12 protein-coding genes are annotated in these 22,188 nt (G+C 40.6%); 10 read left to right on the forward strand and 2 right to left on the reverse strand.

From position 1 onward, the window contains the following. The first annotated feature begins 209 nt into the window (after positions 1–209). From OCK74_RS26050 to OCK74_RS26075, 6 genes are all read left to right on the forward strand, one after another. Positions 210–2,969, forward strand: a complete 2,760-nt coding sequence (locus tag OCK74_RS26050) for a glycoside hydrolase family 38 N-terminal domain-containing protein (RefSeq protein ID WP_279300051.1) — start codon at positions 210–212, stop codon at positions 2,967–2,969. A 185-nt stretch (positions 2,970–3,154) separates the two neighbouring features. Continuing rightward, complete coding sequence (locus OCK74_RS26055; protein ID WP_279300052.1) at positions 3,155–3,742, forward strand: RNA polymerase sigma factor; 588 nt, start codon at positions 3,155–3,157, stop codon at positions 3,740–3,742. Positions 3,743–3,924: 182 nt separating this feature from the next. Next, positions 3,925–5,121, forward strand: coding sequence for a FecR family protein (locus OCK74_RS26060; protein ID WP_279300053.1), 1,197 nt, complete (start codon positions 3,925–3,927; stop codon positions 5,119–5,121). Positions 5,122–5,350: 229 nt separating this feature from the next. After that, positions 5,351–8,779: a TonB-dependent receptor gene (locus OCK74_RS26065; RefSeq protein WP_279300054.1), complete on the forward strand. Its 3,429-nt coding sequence runs from the start codon at positions 5,351–5,353 to the stop codon at positions 8,777–8,779. A gap of 30 nt (positions 8,780–8,809) precedes the next feature. Next, positions 8,810–10,690 (forward strand): RagB/SusD family nutrient uptake outer membrane protein, encoded by a 1,881-nt coding sequence (locus OCK74_RS26070; RefSeq protein WP_279300055.1) that lies wholly within the window; start codon positions 8,810–8,812, stop codon positions 10,688–10,690. Positions 10,691–10,763: 73 nt separating this feature from the next. After that, on the forward strand, positions 10,764–13,154 hold the full coding sequence (locus tag OCK74_RS26075; RefSeq protein WP_279300056.1) for a hypothetical protein: 2,391 nt from the start codon (positions 10,764–10,766) through the stop codon (positions 13,152–13,154). Between the two features lie 223 nt (positions 13,155–13,377). On the opposite strand, the gene OCK74_RS26080 is transcribed toward OCK74_RS26075, so the two are convergent. Then, positions 13,378–14,040: a hypothetical protein gene (locus OCK74_RS26080; RefSeq protein ID WP_279300057.1), complete on the reverse strand. Its 663-nt coding sequence runs from the start codon at positions 14,038–14,040 to the stop codon at positions 13,378–13,380. Between the two features lie 305 nt (positions 14,041–14,345). On the opposite strand from OCK74_RS26080, the gene OCK74_RS26085 reads away from it, so the two are divergent. Next, positions 14,346–14,801 carry a hypothetical protein gene (locus tag OCK74_RS26085; RefSeq protein ID WP_279300058.1) on the forward strand — a complete coding sequence of 152 codons (456 nt, stop codon included), beginning with the start codon at positions 14,346–14,348 and terminating at the stop codon, positions 14,799–14,801. 428 nt (positions 14,802–15,229) lie between these two features. On the opposite strand, the gene OCK74_RS26090 is transcribed toward OCK74_RS26085, so the two are convergent. After that, a complete protein-coding gene (locus tag OCK74_RS26090; protein ID WP_279300059.1) occupies positions 15,230–16,138 on the reverse strand; it encodes an MFS transporter in 909 nt (302 codons plus the stop codon). A 723-nt stretch (positions 16,139–16,861) separates the two neighbouring features. Here OCK74_RS26090 and OCK74_RS26095 point away from each other — a divergent pair. The 3 genes from OCK74_RS26095 (at position 16,862) to OCK74_RS26105 (ending at position 22,162) form a co-directional block, all read left to right on the forward strand. Then, positions 16,862–20,074, forward strand: coding sequence for a SusC/RagA family TonB-linked outer membrane protein (locus tag OCK74_RS26095; RefSeq protein WP_279300060.1), 3,213 nt, complete (start codon positions 16,862–16,864; stop codon positions 20,072–20,074). A gap of 18 nt (positions 20,075–20,092) precedes the next feature. Continuing rightward, a complete protein-coding gene (locus tag OCK74_RS26100) occupies positions 20,093–21,679 on the forward strand; it encodes a RagB/SusD family nutrient uptake outer membrane protein (protein WP_279300061.1) in 1,587 nt (528 codons plus the stop codon). A 141-nt stretch (positions 21,680–21,820) separates the two neighbouring features. Beyond that, positions 21,821–22,162: a hypothetical protein gene (locus OCK74_RS26105; protein WP_279300062.1), complete on the forward strand. Its 342-nt coding sequence runs from the start codon at positions 21,821–21,823 to the stop codon at positions 22,160–22,162. The last annotated feature ends 26 nt before the right edge of the window (positions 22,163–22,188 follow it).

Raw genomic sequence — 22,188 nt, forward strand, 5'->3', positions numbered from 1 at the left:
TGTTCATATTTTTTTCAGCAGTAAATGCTGACTGAAGCACCCGCTTTTGTGCGATAAAATTATGCATATCCTTTCCGAAAAGCGAGCGCAAACGTTTGTGCATGATTCCTCCGTTAAGCGGATGCTAAAACGCTATAAGGCAAAAAAAACATCAGAAATAGTCAATTTATCATTGATATGTGAAGTGTGATTGGATGAAATTTACAGCCATGATGAAACTATTGTGCTGTCTAACCGTAAGTCTCTTTTGCATCAAATTCTTATCAGCCCAAAACTATGACCCGGCAAACACTTTGCCCGGTAATGGGCCGCTGGCAACTGATGTATCGAATAAAAAAGGAGCGCCAACTAATTTGCAGCAGGTGGTAATTGTGTATAAAACCCATTTCGATATTGGGTATAGTGAAACCGTGCAACAGGTATTGCATGATTACCGCACTTCTATGGCCGACCTGGTGATTGATGCCATCGAAAAGAATAAAAATCAGCCTAAAGACAAACAATTTGTGTGGACTGTTTCCGGCTGGCCGATGAAACAGATATTATGGAATGGGCAGCCACCAGTGCGTAAAAAGAAAATCGAAGAAGCAATTACCAGTGGTAATTTAAAAGTGCATGCATTTCCTTTCAGCATGCACGTTGAAACCTCCGATCCTGAAGATTTGGTAAGAGGGTTGAATATTTCCGCTACATTGGCCCGTAAGTACCATCAGCCACTACCCATTAGCGCTAAAATGAGCGATGTGCCTGGGCAAAGCTGGATCATGCCAACCTTGTTGACTCACGCAGGTGTAAAGTTTTATCATATGGGAGGCCCGGTGGTCAATAAGACCTTTGGATTGCCACCCTTTTTCTGGTGGGAAGGACCTGATGGTTCAAGGCTCTTAACCTTGTACAATAATGGATATGGCAGCAGTCCTTTGCCACCGGCTAACTGGCCTTTCAAGACCTGGGTATATATAAGTATGACGGGAGATAACCAGGGCCCGCCCTCTCCCGGAACAGTGGCAAAAGATATCGCCTTTTACCAGGAAAGGGGCATAAAGGCAACCGTAGGTTCTCTTGATGATTTCGCTAACCTGGTGCAAAAAGAAGATCTAAGCCATTTACCCGTTGTGCGCAGCGATATCGGCGATCCCTGGATACATGGTGCAATGTCTATGCCTGAGGCCAGCAAGCTTGCTCAGAATATTCGGCCTGCCATTGGTGGCATGGAGGCGCTCAATACGCTGGAAAAGCTATGGGGGATCTATCGTCCCGATATGACAGAAACAATAGCCAGTGCCCACGAAAATAGTTTGTTGTACAGTGAGCATACCTGGGGTTTGGCTAACCAGCACTATGTAAAGTTGCCTTATGGAAATGACTGGACCACCCGTTGGAAAAAAGGCTTGCCTCCACAATACCAACTCCTCGAATCATCATGGAAAGACCATGCTGCCTATATCGACAACGCAGCTCGCCTGGTGACAAACCCATATAAGGATGCAGTAGCTGCATTAGCCGACAATGTAAAAGCAGACGGTAAACATATTATCGTTTACAATCCATTGCCATGGTCCCGGAGCGGGGAAATTCAGTTCGATACCCGCCTCATTTTCGGAAATGATTTTGTTTCATTACAATCGGTTGATGGAGGGGAGCCCGTTGCTGTATCGCATGAATATGATGCGATTGAAGATAGCCAGCCTTTCAGCCGCTTTTACGTAAGTGATATTCCGGCCATGGGCTATCGGACTTTTGTTGCCTCGAAAACACCTGCTAAAGCACCGGCATTTTCCTTTAGTAAAGAACAGGGAATCATAGAAAGCCCCTTCTTTAAGGCCCAATTGGATCCGCAAAAAGGAAGAATCGTCAGCTTAATTGATAAAAGAAGTGGCAGGGAACTGGTGGATGCAAATGCGCCGCAGGGATTTGGCCAGTATTTTTATGAGCGCTTTAGCTATGCGCAGTTGGACAATTGGTTGACTCGCTCATTGTATCCTCAATACAAGGCGCATAAGTTCGCTTTTGTAGCCTACGATATGCCAAAGGAAGAATCCTACCAATCCTTCCTGCCTCAGGATATGGAATTAAATATTGTACAATCTGCAATTGATATTAAGGCAATATTGACAGGAAACTTAAAAACAGGTAATGAATCGCAACAGGTAAGTATGTCGCTTACCTTAAGTGGATTTGAACCCATTGCAGATGTAGAGCTCAGTTGGCAAAAGCAGCCCGACTCTTGGCCCGAAGCTGGTTGGATGTGTTTGCCATTTAAAGTAAGCAATCCATCCTTTCAATTGGGTAGGTTAGGAGCCAATGCCGATCCTGCAAAAGACATGAATGTGACCAATGCCAATCATAAATTGTGGTGGGTCAATACAGGTGCTGCTGTATATGATAGTACCACAGGTGCAGGCGTGGCAATTTGTTCGCCTGATGCGCCTCTGCTAAGTATCGGCGAACCTGGCGAATACCAGTTTGACAGTACGTTTACCAGCCGCAAGCCATATTTTTATCTGAATCTATACAACAATCACTGGCGCACCAATTTCCCTGCCTGGATAGGCCATGGACAAAGAATGAATGCAAAAGTCCGCTTATGGAGTTTCAATAAGTTTAATGCTGAATCTGGCCTGTATACGCCTGCCATGGAAACCAGGGTGCCATTGATGGCGGCAGCTTCAAAACTAACTAAGGGACAATTGTCCCCTACAAAATCTGGTATCAGCTTATCTCGGAAAGGTGTTGCCGTAACTGCATTTGGAGCCAACCCGGATGGCCGGGGAACGATATTGAGACTATGGGAACAGGCTGGAGTTTCCGGGAAATTGACCGTGTCACTCCCCGCTGAAGCTCCCTTCACATTTGCCCAGCCGGTAAATTTAAGAGGCGAAAAGCAGGGGCAAAAAATACCAGTAATAAAAGGAAAGTTTTCTGTCGATGTACCAGCATATACGCCAGTTAGTTTAATTCTTGAATGATTTGTTAACAACGGATTGGCAATTTCCATCCGTTAAAAAGTTTCTCATGTTAGATTATAGTTGATTAAGATCCGTAGGGGCTTTCTAGCCCCTACTTGTTTTTACTCCTAAAAGTAGTTTAACACAATTAGAGTTTCAGTAAGTTAAAATTAAAAACTACTTTCACGCAGCTTTGCTTGCCGACTATGAAGACTGAGTTCTATGATGAAATAAAATTGCTTCACCTTTTGAAAGCTGGAGATACTGATGCTTACCTTCAATTATATAATAAGTATCATTCGGCTCTGTATGCGTATATCCTTCGTTTTATTAAAATTCCTGAACTTGCCGAAGATGTGCTACAGGAGGTCTTCCTTAAAATATGGGAAATTCGTGAGCGGATTAACCCTGATCTATCATTTCAGGCTTATTTATACCGGATAAGTAGAAATAGTGTATTTAAGTTGGTAAAAAAGATTGCGGCCGATGAGGAGTTACGCAACCAGGTAGCCTACCATATCAGTGAAACAATTGAGGATGCTGATCTTAATTTACAATGGCAGCGCTATCATGAAATTTTACAAGCTGCTATTCATCAATTACCACCACAAAGACAAAAGATTTTTAAACTCTGTCGCCAGGAAGGCAAGAAATATGAGGAAGTGGCAGCTGAACTGAATATATCACGCAATACTGTAAAGGAACATATGGTGCTTGCTGTAAAATTTCTTAAAGATTATGTTTCCAGGCATGCTGATATTCAATTAATTATAGCATTATTTTTTCTTAAGTAATTCAGCAACCTACCATTGATGCTACCTCCCACTAGCCTGTTGTATTGAAGCTACATCCCACTATCCTGTTGTTGTATTCAAAGCGAATTTCTTAAAAAAGAAAAAAAAGTTTCCTCCTGAACCACCCTTTCTTTTGTTTTTAGGGTAATATATATAAGGGTTCCGAAAATGACAATGATTATATGAACAAAGATGAGCATTACTATAGGGATTTATTAAAACGATATTTGGAAAACAGTTGTACGCCAACTGAAATTGGAGAAGTGTTGGATTTTTTGGAGAAGGACTCTTCTAACCGTTTATTGCTATTACAGTTAAAAGAACAGTTTTATAATACAGCAAATGAAAAAAATCAAATAAGCAATAAACAAAGCGGTCGTATACGCGAAGCACTTTTAAAAAAAATAACTGAAGCACCGGTTATATCCATCAACAGGCGAAGGTGGCAATTTGTAGCAGCGGCAGCTGCCATTATTATGATGATTGGTATGGGTGCTTTTTTAATTATTTTCCAAAAAAATGCTCAGAAGCCGGAGGTTGTCAAAACAGAGCTAAAAGACAAACGGTTTAAAAATGATGTACTTCCAGGTGGTAATAAAGCAGTGTTAACCCTGGCAGATGGTTCTGCCATTGTTCTTGATGATGCCCGGAATGGAGCATTGGCCCAGCAAGGAAACACAAAGGTAATAAAGTTAGGAGGGAAGCTGGCCTATGATGTTGCAAATGCAGGGATAAAAGAAGTTTTATACAATACCATTGCCACTCCAAGGGGCGGTCAATACCAGGTAGAACTACCTGATGGAAGCCAGGTATGGTTAAATTCAGCTTCTTCTCTTCGATTCCCCACCACTTTTGTGGGTAAGGAAAGAAAAGTGGAAATCAACGGTGAGGCATATTTTGAAGTGGCTAAAAATAAATCCATGCCCTTTATTGTCAGTGTAAATGGTGCTGAAGTACAGGTTTTGGGTACTCATTTTAATGTCATGGCTTACAAGGAAGAATTTGATGTAAAAACTACTTTGCTGGAAGGATCTATACGGTTTGTGAGTGGGAACAACACCAGCCTGCTGAAGCCGGGACAACAAGCAAAACTCTCCAAAGAAGGACAGGTGAAAGTAGTAAATGATGTAGATGTTGATGAAGTTATAGCATGGAAAAATGGCATGTTCAATTTTGAGAAAGTTGATATTGAAACAGTGATGAGGCAATTAGCACGTTGGTATGACGTAGAAGTGGTATATCAAAACGAAAAAGGTGGTGATCTGTTTCATGTAGAAATCCCACGAAATACTAAACTGTCTGATGCACTAAAAATATTGGAAGTTGCAGGAGGAGCAAGGTTTGAAATTGAAGGCAAAAGAATTAAAGTGTTACAATAGACAGACTGACTAATGTCGTTCCTGGAAGACAATGCCAGGGTATAAAATAAGTGGTTGACCTTAATAAAAAACCGGAAGTGGTTCCAGCACTCCCGGCAAATAATTCAGGTTAACCCAATGGTAGACTCGTGTAATCTTTTATTGTTTAACCCTAAATCAAAACAAATTTATGCATTTGATTGCTTGTCGCAATCCTCTTCGTAAAAAGGGGATTGGAAAAACTTTGTTAATGATGAAGTTCACTGCCTTTTTATTGCTTGCCGTCTGTCTGAATGCCGCTGCCAATGGTTATGCCCAGAGGGTCAGTATTTCAGAGGAAAACGCTCCTTTAGAAAAAATATTCAGGGAAATCAGAACGCAAACCGGTTACACTTTTGTTTATAAAGAAGCCTTGCTTCAAAAAGCAAAAAAAGTTTCGGTAAGCATTAAAGATGCATCCCTGGAACAGGCACTGGATATTTGTTTGCAAGAACAGCCTCTTTCTTATTCCATTATTTCTAAAACTATAGTCGTCAAGGAAAAGGAATTGGTATTGATCAAAGAACAAATCTCTATTCCACCTCCACCCGTTACCATCCAGGGAAAAATCACTAATGATAAAGGCGAACCGCTTGCAGGTGCAAGTGTAATGGTGAAGGGCTCCAAGAGTGGAACTATAACCAATGATAAAGGTGAATTTGTTATCAATGTTCCTGACGATGCATCAAAATTGATCGTTTCCTACATAGGTATGGAAAATGCCGAAGTGAGCATCAAGGGAAAATCAAGTTTGAATATCACCATGGCTGTTGCTGCTGCTCAACAGCAGGATATAGTGGTGGTAGGCTATGGCACACAGAAAAGAGCAAGTTTAACGACCGCTGTAACTTCTGTGAATACCCGTGATATGTCTAATATCCCTACTTCCAATTTGTCCAATATCTTATCAGGTAGGGCATCTGGTGTATTTGTACAAACAGCAACTGGTATTCCTGGTAAATCTTCTTCTGTAAGGATACGCTCTGCATCATCCTGGAATGCTTCCCCTCCATTATTTGTAATAGATGGCATCGTGAGAGATCAAACAGCATTTGATGCTTTAGATCCCAATCAGATAGATAATCTGTCTATTTTAAAAGATGCCGCTTCTACCAGCGTCTATGGATCCCGTGCATCGAATGGGGTTTTATTGGTAACGACCAAAACAGGTAAAAAAGGAAAACCACAGGTGCAATTCAATTCCGTGTGGGGAGCTTATAGTAAGCCTGCAATACAATTCAAATACATGCCCTTGTTAAAAGCTGCAGATATCGTAAATAATTTATACGCTCCTGAGGTAAAATACAATGATTTTGACAAACAATGGATTGCTCAAAATAATCCAGATGGAAAGATTTATTATAACGAAGTTTATCAGAATCCTTTCACCCAAAAGTATGGGTTGAATATTTCAGGTGGCAGCGATGACGTCACTTATTTTATAGGCGGTAACTATTATGATGAGAAAGGTTTTCTGCCAAAACTGCACTATGATAGATATAATTTGCGTGGCAATATAGTAACCAGGCTGAATAAGGATTTATCAGTAGGGTTAAATCTGAATGTTAACAATGGCGACCGCAGGACAATTGTGAGCGCATTGTCTAATGATGAAGATTTGTCGGGCTTTTATGAAAAATTATTTTATTTGGGCGGGGGCACAGCGCCTGCTTACATAGACGGGAAACCTGTTAACCCTAACTGGTTGGGGGGAAATCCTATTGAAGTGATGCGTAATGGTGGCTATAACAAATACAATGACCAGCAAATTGATGCCTTGTTAACGACAGAGTATAAAGTGCCTTTTATGAAAGGACTTGCTCTGAAATTTGTGTACAGCAAAAATTTTGATAACAGGTTTACGAAGTCTTTTGCACAAAAACATACCCTGTATAAGTTTAAAGCTGATCCAAATTCAAAAGCTGGCGTGTTAACTAATGAAGTAACAGGTACCGTGGAAAGTGGTCTGCCTACAACACCATATGTTGATAATACCAACGGCAAAACAAGTTCTTACCAACTAAATGGAATGATGACCTATGATAAAAAATGGGGGCAACATTCTTTAAACGTTGTGACCGCCTATGAACAGGCAGAAGGATATTCTACTTATTCTTCTGTTTACAGGCAAAACTTCCCTTATTATGTTACCGATCAGTTTGCTTTCACCAGCCCCGCTTCAGCAGATGTGAAGGCGTCGGGATATGAAGCTAATTTACCTGCACGGGTATCTTATATTGGAAGGATTAATTATGATTTTGCAGGAAAATATTTAGCTTCTGTTTCTGCACGGGAAGATGGCTCAAGCAATTTCGCTAAAGAAAAACGATGGGGCCTGTTTCCTTCAGCGTCAGCAGCCTGGGTCATTTCAAAAGAATCTTTTTTTGATAACCTGGACAAAAGATCTTTCGTGGATTTACTGAAACTGAGGTTATCTTACGGTACTACCGGTAGCGATCCTTCTTTTAATTGGTTATGGAAAGAATTGTACAATGCTTCCAATACCACTTTAGCAATCGGCGATCCTGTTGTCAATTCAAGCATCTTAGCCTACAACGGTATCTCTAATCCAAACTATTCCTGGGAAACGTCAAAAGCAATGAACGTGGGCGTTGACTTCAACTTCCTGAAGCATTGGAATTTCACTGCTGAATTTTGGTCAAAGAAAACCTATGATATTCTGGGCAAACGCATCTTGACACTGCCCATTGAATTTGGAGCAAACTTCCCTCCTGAGAATTATGGCAAAATGAATGCTAAAGGTTTGGAAGTCGAATTGAGTTATCTGAGGGCACAACTGTTTAAAGGATTTGAAATGAATGTTTCAGCCAATGTAGGATTGGCTACTACAGAGGTGGTTCAAATTGATGCTCCTGCCAATAGTCTGGAAGCTGAAAACCCCAATGGCAAGCCATTGAATGCATTAGTCGGTTACCACGCCACAGGTATTTTAAGAACGCAAAACGATCTGAAGGATTTGCCTGCCGGTTATACCATATTCGGCGCTGCGCCCGAGTTGGGAATGATGAACTTTGAAGATGTATCAGGTGCTAATGGAAAGCCTGATGGAAAAATTGATAATTACGACAAAGTAGTATTGTCTAAATATGGCAACATGGGAAACACCGCCGCCAGTTATAATGCAAACGCTTTATTTGCATCAAACAATGCGCCCATTTCTTTTGGTCTGAATTTCAATTTTAAATATAAAGGCATTTCATTGGACATGCTTTGGAGTGGATTGGCAGGTTACAAAATTCTTTACAACGATCCTTGGGGACGCAGTTTCTCTGGCCTGGTGGCACCAACTTATTACGAAGACGCATGGACTCCTGAAAACCCGGATGGTAAAGCTCCAAAAATTTTCCGTTCCGGCGATGCAAGAGAAAATGGATACAAAGTTCCCTCAACTTACAACATCTATAACGGCACATTTGTTAGATTGAAAAATTTGCAATTGTCCTACGATTTAGGCAGTATTTTAAATGGAAAAGCAGGTTTTAAATCTGCTGGCATATTTGTAAACGCTACCAATTTGTTCATCATTCGTGGTTTCAAAAACTACGACCCTGAAACGTTTTCCGGCTCAAGCTATCCTGTAATGCGGACAGTGAATACAGGTATTAATTTCCAATTTTAACCTTCTTGTTGATCAGTAAATGATTTATAAATGAAAAATATTTTCTCAATCACATCGATATATGCAATTGCATTGCTGATGTTTTGCAGCAGTTGTCATAAAATATTAGACAAAGAGCCATTGAATGCTTTGGATGAATCTAAAATTTGGGCCAATCCTTCAGCCGCAACAGCTTTCTTAGACACCGTGTATTACAATTTGATGCCAGGCATGGCTTATGGCACAGGCAACCCCGGTGGTTGCGCCAAAGGTTTGAACAACTGGTTTTGGGGTGGATGGAATGCGAATTCCGACCTTGTTCAATATGGTACTTATACAGGCACTGATGAAGCATGCCCTACCGATATGGAAACTTCCAGGTATTTGTTAGGTACAGCTACTTACGACTGGCTTGAAAACTACGACAGGGCTGATGTTACCGAAGGATGGGCTGTGAAAACTTATGGAAGCATACGCAGCATCAATCAGATTTTGTCAAAAGTCGACGGAGCAACTTTTGATGAAGCCAGTAAAAAACATATAAAAGGACAGGCCTTGTTTTTCAGGGCATGGGCTTATCATTCATTAGTTAAAGATGTGGGTGGAATGCCTTTGATTCTGACGCCCCAACCCGTTGGAGATTTAACGGCGATTCAGCAGCCTCGCAATAAAACTTCAGAATGTGTAACGCAAATGCTGAAAGACTTGGATGATGCCATTGCTTTATTGCCCGAAAGTTGGAGCGGTAGAGACCTGGGTCGTATAGACAAAGGCGCAGCTATGGCTTTTAAAGGACGGGTATTATTGTTCTATGCCAGCCCATTGTTTAATGGATTGAACGGCATTGCCACCTGGCAAAAAGCCTACGAAGCTAATTTGGCAGCAAAGAACTTCTTAGACTCAAAGGGTAAAGGCTTGTATCCGGTATTTGGTAAAATCTGGGATGATGAATTGAATAAGGAAGTAATCATGGTGAGGCGGTTTAACTATCCTGATTCATATTATCCGGCACCGGGTTTTGTTCCATTGTTTGCTTCGGCAGATGATTGGGAATCGGATTGCCCTTCTTGGGAATTGATAAAAGCCTTCCCAATGAAAGATGGATCGGCATTCAATCCTGCCACTGCTGCTGATTATGAAAAATATTTTATCAACCGTGATGACCGGTTTTATGCTACAGTATTGTTTAATGGAGCACCGGTTATGTGGAGTGCAAAATGGCAAAAACAGAATGTATATAATTGGTCATTCTTACAATTTGGCGAAATAGATGCAAACAATAATTGCCACGATAAAAGCAGCTGGAAATATAAGAATGATCTGAATCAGTCGTGGTCTGGGCTTACTGATCTCTCGCCCAATTGTACCTACCGGGCTAAAGCAATTGATAAAACAGCACCTGATGCCAACCATTCAGCTACGGACTGGCCCGAAATACGCTATGCTGAAGTGTTGTTAAACCTTGCTGAAGCTGCTTTTGAATCTGGTAGAAATTCCGCAGAAGTACTCAGTTATGTAAAACCGATCCGGCAACGGGCAGGTATTGATCAGGGTTCAGGAAATTATGGGATCAATACAACCGATTTACGCCAGGCCATTCGTGATGAAAGATTCGTAGAATTCGCATTCGAAAACAAACGTTGGGACGACCTGCGTCGTTGGAAGGCTTTTGATTATTTAAGAACATTAGGCAAGCGGCATGGATTCGCTATTATTTTAAAATCAGGCCAATCTTTGCCTGGAAATTTAGACGATATATATCAACCTTCGGTCTATACCAAATTTGCCTGTAAGGTAGTCAATGGAGATAAAGCGCCAATAGCTATAAAGGATAAACAATATTTGTTTGGCTTGCCATATAGCATTTTGTCTCGTAACCCTAAACTGCAACAATCCACTACATGGGGTGGTTCGTTCGACCCATTCCAATAAAGTTCAATTGATTCAAAAAACAAGGAAGTGAAAATCCACTTCCTTGTTTTTCCCTGCCTTTAAAAAATCCTCCATGAAAGTAAAACGGTATCTGTTCTTTTTGATGGCAGTTCTAACCATCAATACGCATGTTTTTTCGCAGCCTGTTGAAGGGAAGCAAATGGGTAGATGGTTGTCATCCAAAAATGAGAGGACACCTTCAGGTATCAATGATTTTTTGCAAAACCTGGACGGAAAAATGCGTTTGCTGGTTTGCCGTTATGAAAATAATGTTCCTGCCCAAATAACTTGCTTTGACAGCAAGGTTTTGGAAATGAATAATTGTAAATGGCAAGCGGAAACAAAGGTCACCCAATCAAGTCTGAATAAAGATGAAGTAAACTGTCTGGTTAAATTCAAATTACTCAGTGGTTCTGTGAAATCAACCGGGGTAGCTTTAGCTTTTGATTTTAATTCATGGACCATCAACAATTATGTATTTGCCCCTGCTATGCTATATGGTGGCAATCGGTTCAAAATTTTGCCACTTCAATATCCCCCTTATATACGGGATGCGAAAGACCGGCCTTTGGATATGCCCATTACCACTACCAATATTTTACATCTGAATCAGGATGGATCTAATGCAAAAGTGGAAATGAATACGGGTAATCTAGCCACCCCGATGATGGGATTTTTTGATCTCAAGGACCATCGGGGCTTCTTGTTGCTCACGGAACAAAATACCCGGTTTGGCAATAATGGTATGCTCATAGAAGAAGAGGCTGCTGAAAATACAGGGAACAAAAAGATCTGCTTTGTAGTGAATGCGCCGGGGGTAAGGAATGAAAAATACGTGATGTGCGGCAGGGCCCCATCAGGTGATCAGGCCGCTGATTGGAAAGCTGGTGATGAAATAACACTCCGGTTTAACGTATACAATTTTGAGGCAAAGGATATTCCGGAATTCTACCAGAAAGTTTTTACAGTGCGGAAAGCATTGAGCGGGCAAAACAGTTTTTCAAATTCCACACCCTACAGCGAAGCTGCTCGTTTGATTGTCGAAATGCACAATAAAAATAAGTGGTTTGAAAACGACACCACCGCTTATTACTGCCACCGTCCTGGCGACAAAAGTCCTTATTCTTACCAGGTTGGTTGGAGTGGTTTACCCATCTTTTCTTTTCCGCAACTGGTAGCCGCTACACCAGAACGACTGAACCGTGTGGTGAAATCGTTTGATAATATGTTGTTTAAATCACAAGCGCCAACAGGACTGTTTTACGCTGCCAACCACAATGGAAAGATTTATGGCGACCCACATGGACAAATGGAAACCTTGACCAACATTGCCATGATTCGGCGGAGTATGGAAGTGCTATATTTTGGAATAAAATCATTGGACTTATTAAAGAAACAAAATCACCAGGATCTAATTAATCCCCAATGGGAGGGAGGCTTAAGAAAATGCGCCGATGCATTACTAAAAGTTTGGGACAAATATGGACAATTCGGACAGTTTATCAATGTGGATAATCTGGAGATGAATATAAACGGTTCTACCGCAGGCGCCTATGCTGGTGCAGGTTTGGCGTTGGCATCTGTTTATTTCAATGATCAGAAATACTTGGAGATTGCAGAAACGGCTACGAATTATTATTACAACAACTTTCTTTTAAAAGGATATTCCGGTGGTGGTCCTGCCGAAATATTACAAGCTCCCGATAGCGAAACTTTAGCCAATATGCTGGAAGCATGTATGGTGCTTTTCGATGTGACCCAAAAACCGGAATGGATTGAAAAGGCAAAGTTTCTTGCGCATTACCTGTCCACCTTTATGGTTTCTTACGATTATCAATTTCCAAAAGGAAGTGCCATGCAAAAGGCAGGCACTCATGCAGCAGGAAGTCTTTTTGCCAGTTCTCAAAATAACCACAGTGCGCCCGGTTATTATATATTACCAGGCGATATGTTATTAAAACTGTATCGTGCCACCGGCGATGAAAAGATCGCTGCATTATATAAAGACCAGACACACAATGTGATCCAGTATGTGGGGGCACCGCATAGTCCATTGCGAAAGCAAAGTGGTTTTGTGACAGAGCGAGTGCAGATTTCTGATTGGGAAGGTAATGACCAGGGTAGTGTGAACAATGAAGATTCCAATACCGCTTGGGAAATATTAGCGGCATTGTCTGCGACCATGAATCCCGGTATTTATCTACACACGGATGATGAAACGTTTTTAGTAATGGACCATGTGGAGGCTAAAATAATAGAACGAAATCAATCCGGTCTCAAGCTCAGGATTACGAATCCTACACCCTATGATGCAATCGTTTCGATATTATCCGAAACCGCTGCCGAAGCCAAAAAACCATTGCCCTTAAACAGTTTTATCAATTGGCAGAAGGTAAACATCAAAACAGGGGAAACAGTAACCATCCAAATTAAAAAACAAAATGATAACTACATGAAACTATAATCAACATAATAAAAAACGTAAATATTTTTCATCATAGGTGATTTAGTTTTCAAAAAACGTGGGGGCTTTCTAGTCCCTACTCTTTTTTCACCATTTGCCATTCATTATCTTCTGCAGCCAAATCATTAAAAGAAAAAAGCTACGGATATGCATCCGTAGCTTTTTTATAGTGATCACCTGCTGTTTGAGCCACTGAGGCTTAATAGAGGGGTATATTAATTGATTATTGTTTCTTTACACCTGTCCATGTACCGCTAAATGTGAGGTAGCTCCATGTGCCAGAAACATTGTCGCCGTTGACTGTACCTGTAAATGTAGCATGATTCAGTACGCCTGTGGCAGTGATTTGATTATTGGATATAGTACCTGCAACAGCATAAGGTACGTCATTGCCGGTTTTCCCGATACCTAAAACTTTGTCGCCATAGATAATAAGGTTAAATGTGCCAGTGGCAACTGAAGTACCTGTGTAAGTACCTTCATAGCATTTTACAGGTCTTGTGGATAGCTCTTTAGAGATGTTCATGAGCGCATTGGGGTGTCCGGCAAATACAAGATTTGTAATTTGTGGGTTGCCACCATTTGCATCTATTGAAAAAGTGAAAGACTTGTCGGTACCGCAAGTAAAGTTCAGGGTTGTTGCTTTGTTGATCTGGATAGTCTGTGTACAAGTGAAGTTGTAAATTTGACCATCTACTTTGATAACCGCAGTAACTGTTTTGTCGCTGTTAAGGGTGATGGTAATAGTACCACTGGAACCTACAAAAATACCTTTATAAGTTCCTAAGTTGCTGTTGTCGTTTTGAGCTGCAACATCACTTTTTTTGCAACCGAAGTATGCTACAACAGAAAGCATAACAACGCTTAGAAGAAGAATTCTTTTCATGGGGGGATTAATTTGAGAATGAAGATATTGTAATTAATGAAATATCAAAACTGCCCAATGCTGTCTTCAATAATTTTTTGCTTTTATAAATTTGAAATACAAGTTTTCCCCTATCATTTCCCCTTTCTATGATTCAAAAACTATGCACCCCATTTTTGATAATGTAGTTAAGTATGCACATGCTAAAGGATTAAAAATCGGGTGATGGCTTTTATATACCAGGCAGTTTAAAGGATATTACGTCACAGGTACAAAAAACAGAAACAACAAATAGCGTAGCCGTTTCAATTGATCTAAACGCTGCCATGAAAGGCTACACAGTTTATGTGCTAACCCAGCATTACTACAATTACTGGAGTAACCACAGTCCCCAGGCTGTAGCCAACCTTACCAATATTTTAAAAACATATGCTGACATACCCTTCGATGGCGTAGGTCTTGATGAGTACGCCAATTTGCCTATTATCCCTGCGTGGGAATTAAAAAATGGCGATGTTTTCAGGGAACGGTCCTATTCACTGGCCATGGATTCTGTTTTTAAAGCCAATACAGGCCTGGCAGCTATAAAAATTGATGCGAAAAACAATATTGAAAAGCTGGCTGCCACTGGGTTTTCATCATTGCAAAAAAACAGTAAAACCATTTTTGCTCTGGATAAACCTGCAGATGTTTTCATAGAAGTGAAAAACAAAAAAATTTATATAACAATAGCTGGCAATGAAAATGAAACACGAATCATCACCAACGAAATTTTAAATTGAGGTTGGGAAAGTAGTTTTAGTTGTCCGTCAGATTTAACGGTTAAGGCAATACGTAGCAAAAATAACATCTATAATAGTCAAAATAATATTAGTTAGGCGGCGTCTTCACTTGTACCTTTCGATCCACTACAATAGTGTATTATGTAGCAAATTTTTTTTGCTCAGAAAACGAAACGTGGGGGCTTTCTAGCCCCTACTTGTTTTTAGCGAGGATACGATCATAATACCAATTCCTGCAGCAATAAGAAGCAAGAAGGAAATTCTAAAATTAGTGGCTTGTGAAATAAATCCTATTAATGGCGGTCCTGTTAAAAAACCAAGATAGCCAATAGTAGAAACTGAAGTAATAGCAGGGCCCGTACTTAAAGTAGAGGTTTTAGGCACCGTACTAAAAACCAGGGGCATTATACAAGAAACACCGGCACCTATTAAAAAAAGCCCAAGGCAGCAGTGGTAATATTCGGGAATAAAATTGCTAGTCCCACACCGGTCAAGACCATTGTTCCACTTAATTGTAATATCCTTTTCACGCCCCAGTTATTCACTGCCCAATCACCTGCGAAACGTCCCACAGTCATTGCACAGAGATAGCATATGTATCCAAGAGTTGTAAATCCTTTAGAGGTATTCACCTGTTTTTCGAAATAAATACTGCCCCATTCACCTATTGTTCCTTCGCAAACCATACTGCAGAAAGCAATAATGGCCAGTTTTATGAGAGGTTTATCTGGAAGAATGAAAGCAGTGTTTCTTTGGTGTGGGTGGTTGTCATTTTGCAAAACATATCGAGATATGATAGTAATAATGATAAAGGTAATTATACCAATTATTAAAAAATGAGTGGTTACAGATACATCTCCCGAAATTATTAATGAAGCAATTGCGGCTCCGGCAAACCCTGCTACGCTCCATACGCCATGAAAAGAAGTCATGATTGATTTATCAAATAAACCCTGTACACCAACTGCCTGTATATTTACAGATATATTAAATAAATTACGGAAAGAACCAAAGAAGAAAAGAATAATCCCCAACTCCCATACTTTAGTTGCCAAACCAAGCAAACCTAAAAGTAAAGAATATAACAAAGAGCCTATGAGCATTATATTCTTACTATTGTAAATATTTAGTAAGTAGCCGGCTACCGGCATCGTTAGCATTAAACCCAATGGCAACAATACAAGTAAACTGCCCAACTCTGCATCATTTAGTTGAAACTTTTTCTGTAAGTCCGGAATACGGGATGCCCATGTAGAAAAAGTAAATCCAGAAAGAAAAAAGAAAATGCTTACTGCTATTCGTGCATTTTTTTTATGTGTAAATTGTTCATTCGTCATTTTGCTTAAAAACAATACTTCGGTAAGTTTTAGGCTCTGAGTCTGCCGAAGTTCAGACTATCTTCATAGATGCATTTATATTTTTCACAACTCGGGTCAAGCTCTAAGTTGGAAAAAATTCTGTTGGTGAGTAGTTCATTCATGTGCCTCATTTTTATATCCGCCATGGAAAAACTCCACCTTTGCTTCTTGGGCTCAGATAAGTAATAAGCAGCCTTAGCCACAGAAACAGCCGTTAGCGCCAGGTTAAAATGATTGTTCAACTTCGCTTCGCTTCTGGCCTGGCAATGCCCTTTCCTTTATCCCTATTTCATCTGTTTATACTAAGGTTCGCAAACTGACAATTAAAAAACGTAAAATGACAGATTTCGGTTGTTGCATTTAAGTACTTTGCCCCTCCATTGAAATGCAGTCAATTCTCTCTGGAGTAATATGTCTGAGAATGTTTCAGATAGGTGATAGTGGGAATATGAATAACAGCATTCAGAACGATTAATCTCATTTACAATTAATGCCGTATGAAACTTGCGATCCCCTATACGTTCCTCTATACGTTCCCCTATAAATTGAGGACAGTTCAAAAAATACAAACAAATTAAACGGAAATATGAAGCCACCCCTACTTTTTTCAGGATAGAAATATCTCTGTCAAGTTCTTGTTTTTAAACAATAAAGCAGAACAAACACAACTATCAAACTTAAATAAGAAATTATCCTCAAATCATGAAATCAACAAATCTACAAAACACTCGTCTTGTTCCAGTGCGAATGAAACTATTGCTTTCGTTTGTCGCATTCTTCTGTTTCATGGGTGTGTCTCATGCACAGGTTAGCGGAAAAGTAATTGACGACAAAGGCCAACCATTGGAAAACGTTTCGGTAACAATTAAAGGTAAAGGTATCGGAACACAAACTGACAATCTGGGAGCATTCACCATCACTCCTAAACTCCATGATGTATTGGAGTTTAGCATTACCGGGTTTCAATCGCGAACAGAAACCTATAATGGTCAAAAGTCTATGGGTATAAAGATGACGAAAGCGGTGGAAACTCTTTCCGATGTAGTTGTAATCGGGTTCGGTCAGGTGAAAAGGAAAAATGCTCTTGGTTCTATTTCTTCCATTAGTGCAAAAAACCTTACAGATCGTGCTATCGTCAGTACCTCAGAAGGTATGGCAGGACAATTGGCTGGTGTGCAGGTAATGCAACGTTCTGGCTTGCCAGGCGAAGATGGTATCAGCATCAAAGTCCGCGGTACTACCTCTATTAGTGCCGGTGTAACTCCGCTATACGTAGTGGATGGAATACAAATGGATGATATCAAAGGATTGAACCCCAACGATATCGCAACATTAGATGTATTGAAGGACGCTGCATCCTCAGCTATCTATGGTGCCCGTGGTTCTAACGGTGTAGTCATTATTACTTTGAAGAAAGGCGCTTCAACAGGAAAACCTAAAATGGAAGTAAGATCCTACACCGGTTTCCAAAAGTTGGATAAAAAAGAGCCGGTGATGACTCGCGATGAGTATTTGACATACCAAATTTTTCGCCGTAATACGGAATGGCTGAATGCTAATCCTGCTAATACAGTGGATCCATCGCAATACGCATCCCGCACGGGCACTTCAGTTTTATATCCTGAATGGATTGCTTGGATGAAGGGAGTTGATACACTGCCTAATAACGACTGGCAAGATCTGGCTTATCGCAATGCGCCCATGAGAAGTGCTGATATTAGCTTAAGCGGTGGTGGCGAACTAGGAAATTTTGTTGTGTCGGGTGGACTGGTTAAGCAGGATGGCATTGTAAAAGGTACTGATTATTTTAGAACAAACTTCAGGGCTAGTGCCACATTCAATGCTGCAAAATGGATGAAAGCTGGATTGGATATCATGCCAAACATTTCAACAAGGAATGACCCTGGCACAACAGGTAAAGACGCTATTCTAATGACGATTGTGAATACGCCTCCTATTCTACCCGTTAAGTCAAACACGCAGGAATTTGGATATAACTACCCTTATTTCGCAGGTACGAATACGCTGGCACTCCTTGAGGCTAGGTATAGAAGATACAAGGAGGTTAATTTGATCAGTAATGCTTTTGTAGAGATCAATCCTATGTTGGGTCTTTCTGTAAGATCGCAGTTGTCTTATGCGTATCGCAATGGTCAAAGCGACAACTATACCGGGATAAATGTGTCAGGGCTTAATGGTCAGGCTAGCGGTAGTAGTAGTCAGTCAAATGCGGCTAGACTTGACTGGCAAAATACGATTACCTACAACAAAACCTTTGCAAAAATCCACCAGATCAATGCGGTAGTGGGACAAAGTATCTACGATTGGGCTGGATACAGTGTTAGTGCAAGCGGAGGTACATATGCTATTGATAAGTTAGGACTAGGTAATGTAGGCTTGGCTTCAAGTAGTATATCTGGTTCTTCCGGAGTAAGTGATCAAATAAGAAAGGCTTCCTTCTTTGGTCGGCTACAATATAGCCTGATGGACAGATACCTGTTTTCTGCCAGTGTAAGACAAGATGGATCCTCTAAATTTGGTACAAACTATCGTTATGGTACATTCCCTGCAATATCAGCAGGATGGAAGGTTAATGAAGAAAACTTCATGAAAGGTATCAACTGGCTGTCTCAATTGAAGTTGAGAGCTTCATGGGGTATGTCTGGTAATGACGCGATTGGTTCTTTCGATTATTTAGCAAAGCTTGGCGTAGGTAAGTATATATTAAATAATACTTTGGTAAATACTTGGGGTCCCGCTAACTACGGTAATTCTGACCTTAGATGGGAGTCTGTCACAGACCAAAACATAGGTCTTGACTTTGGTGCGTTTAATGACAGAATCACGTTGAACGCAGATGTTTATAGAAGAGTCACCAACGATATGTTGTATGGTGTACCCGTTCCCAGAATGACAGGATTCGGCAGTATGACTTCAAATGTGGGCTCAATAGAGAACAAGGGTATTGAACTACAATTAACAACTGTAAATGTAGCAACTAAGGATCTTAGATGGACATCCTCTTTCAACTTTTCAATAAATCGCAATAAGGTATTGAAACTTGCTGATGGTGTAGATTACAGAACAGATATTGAGTTTGGTGCCACTACTTTTATCACCAAAGTAGGACAGCCGATGGGTAGTTTCTTCATGTTCCACAAAACAGGCATGTTAACTGAGGCTGACAAAAAAGCGGATGGTACATGGAATGTGCCTGTTGCCACTGGACAGATGGTTGGAAACCTCAGGTATCAGGACGTAAACGGATCAGCATGGATGGATGGTAAACCTGATGGTAAGATAGATGGAAATGATCTAACTTTTGCTGGAACAAATAACCCTGATTTTCTATATGGTTTCAACACGAACCTGAGCTACAAATCCTTTGACTTATCTGCTGCGTTTCAAGGTCAATATGGCGGAAAGACATTCTTCATGGGATCAAGACATATGGATGCCGGTGGTGGCAACGGTATTAATCAGTTTAACAGATGGCTAGGTGCTTGGAAACCTGTTTATAAGGATGATCTGCACAACCCTATTCCTATCATCAACGGCAAAAGAGCTGAAATGCCTTGGGATGGTGAAACACCTTACCCTGCCGGAGTTAACTTCCCTGGTGGTGGTTGGTCTGATGCATGGTTGTACGATGCTAGCTTCCTGAGAATTAAGAACCTTGTTCTGGGTTACAATTTCTATTCTCCGTTATTGAAAAAAGTAGGTATTACCAAATTGCGTGCATATGCACAAGGCGAAAACCTATATACATTCACAAAATATCCGGGAGCAACTCCTGAAGGTAATAACTGGGAAGGTGGAGGTGTTGCAGGTAACCTTACTACCATGCCGGGTGTTGACTATGGTAACTATCCATTGAGCCGTCGTTACACATTAGGACTAGATATTACTTTCTAATTTTTAAAATGATAAACAATGAAATTGAATAAATATAAAATAGCTATCGGGGGAATAATTGGGTTCTCATGTATGGCACTTACTTCGTGCAACAAGTACCTGGATAAAGCGCAGCCGGGAGGCTCTGTGGCTGCCACAGCCTTTGTTACGGCGAACGACTTCAACATGGCTGTATTGAATGAATATGCATCTTTACGCGGAACGTATAGTGCGGATTTTACATGTCATAACTTAGACAAACACAGCGATGACCAATCTCCGATTATGGGTACTTTTCAGGAGCAGGCAGATTACAATCGCTTCATGGTAAATACGGCTACTACTAGTTTGGACCAGTATTGGAATGGCTTTTATGGCGCTATCAACCAAGCTAATACAGTGCTGGATCAAATAGATGGTGCTAATATTGATGCTACCTTGAAGAACTACTATAAGGGGGAAGCTCTATTTATACGTGGCTACAGCTACTTCCAGTTAGGTTGGCTATACGGTGGTGTTCCTTTATATAGTCATGTAAATACTACTGATGAAGTTAAAACAACAAAAAGAAGTACGCAAGCGGAAACATTTGCATTTGCTGCGGCTGACCTTAGCAATGCCAAAACCCTGTTGCCAGCTGCATGGTCCAGCAATAATTTGGGACGGGCTACCAAATATGCAGCAGAAGGTATATTGGCTAGGTTGTATCTCTTTCAAAAGAACTATGCAGCCATGAAGCCTTTGTTGGAAGATATCATAACTTCCAATAAGTATACTCCTTTTGTAAATTTCAAGGATGCTTTCCTGGAAACTTTCAACAACCAGAAAGAGAATATTTTCCAACTTCAGCATGCAACCGGAAACGGACAGGGTAATAACATAGCATATACTTACATTCCACCAGCATTAGATAATACTAAAAATAGTCCCTATCAAGATGCTTATACCGACTCTTCTCAAGCACTTCTTGTTTATGGCAGAAGTACAGGTGGATACGATTTTAGGTTTAGTAATGATTTATGGAACTCTTTTGAGGCTGGAGATAGGAGAAGAGGTATTTCACTCAGAAAAGGATACACTTTGGTAGGCGGAGCGAAAGATTATAATACAATATATCTTGTAAAATATAATTGGGGTGCTAAGCCTACCAGCGCAGGGGATTATCCTAACAACAAAACCCTCCTGCGTTTAACGGATGTGTATTTGATGTATGCTGAATGTTTGAATGAAACAGGTGGACCAACTACTATAGGTGTTACCGATGCCACTTTGGGTGCATTGTCACCTGCATCTATTTTGACATGGGTAAGAACCAGAGCAGGCCTAACCACTACAGCACCTGCTAGTCAGGCTGCATGTCGCACTGCGATTTTCATGGAAAGAAGGCATGAATTTGTAGGTGAGTTTCTGCGTTGGTTTGATATTGCACGTCAAGGTTCAGCTCAAGCTATGTCTATTATCAATACTTTCCTGGTAAATGAAACTGGACAAACCATGAGCCAGTTGCAATCCACGTGGGGAGCTAATGTAGGTATGCAGGATTTTGAATTGCTATTCCCTATTCGCCCATATGAGTTAGCTCAAGTTGGAAATACTAATTATCTGTGGCAAAATCCAGGGTATTAACAGATCGCTTCTGCGCTATAAATAATAGTGAGAAGTAATTACAAAAAGTCAAAATTCAGAGTAAACCTATTGTAGGTCTATTTTGAATTTTGGCTTTTTGTCTTTTATAAGATCGGTAATACTTCAATACGCACCTATGGATTGGGCAAGTTCTGGAGTGGAACAGCCGACAGGGCCTTGAAGGGATTGGAAGTGGGCTGCCTTTGTATTGTGGGAGTGGAGCATTGCCAGGCCAGAAGCGAGCAAAAGCTGCACACCCATTTCAATGTGGCGTTGACTGCCGTATCTGTGGCTAAAGCCGTTTATTATTTAGCGCTACCTAAGAATAAAAGGAGCAGTTTTTCCATGGCAGATATTAAGATGCTTCACATGAACCAACTAATGACCAATAGAATATTTGTCAACTTGGATTTGGACCTCAGTGATCGAAAAATAAAACATCTTTATAACCTGTGTCTGAACTTCGGCAGACTCAGAGCTTAAAAATTACCGGAGTATTGTAATTTTAC

It is taken from the genome of Paraflavisolibacter caeni, assembly GCF_025628885.1.
GTDB classification, from domain to species: Bacteria; Bacteroidota; Bacteroidia; order Chitinophagales; family Chitinophagaceae; genus Flavisolibacter; species Flavisolibacter caeni.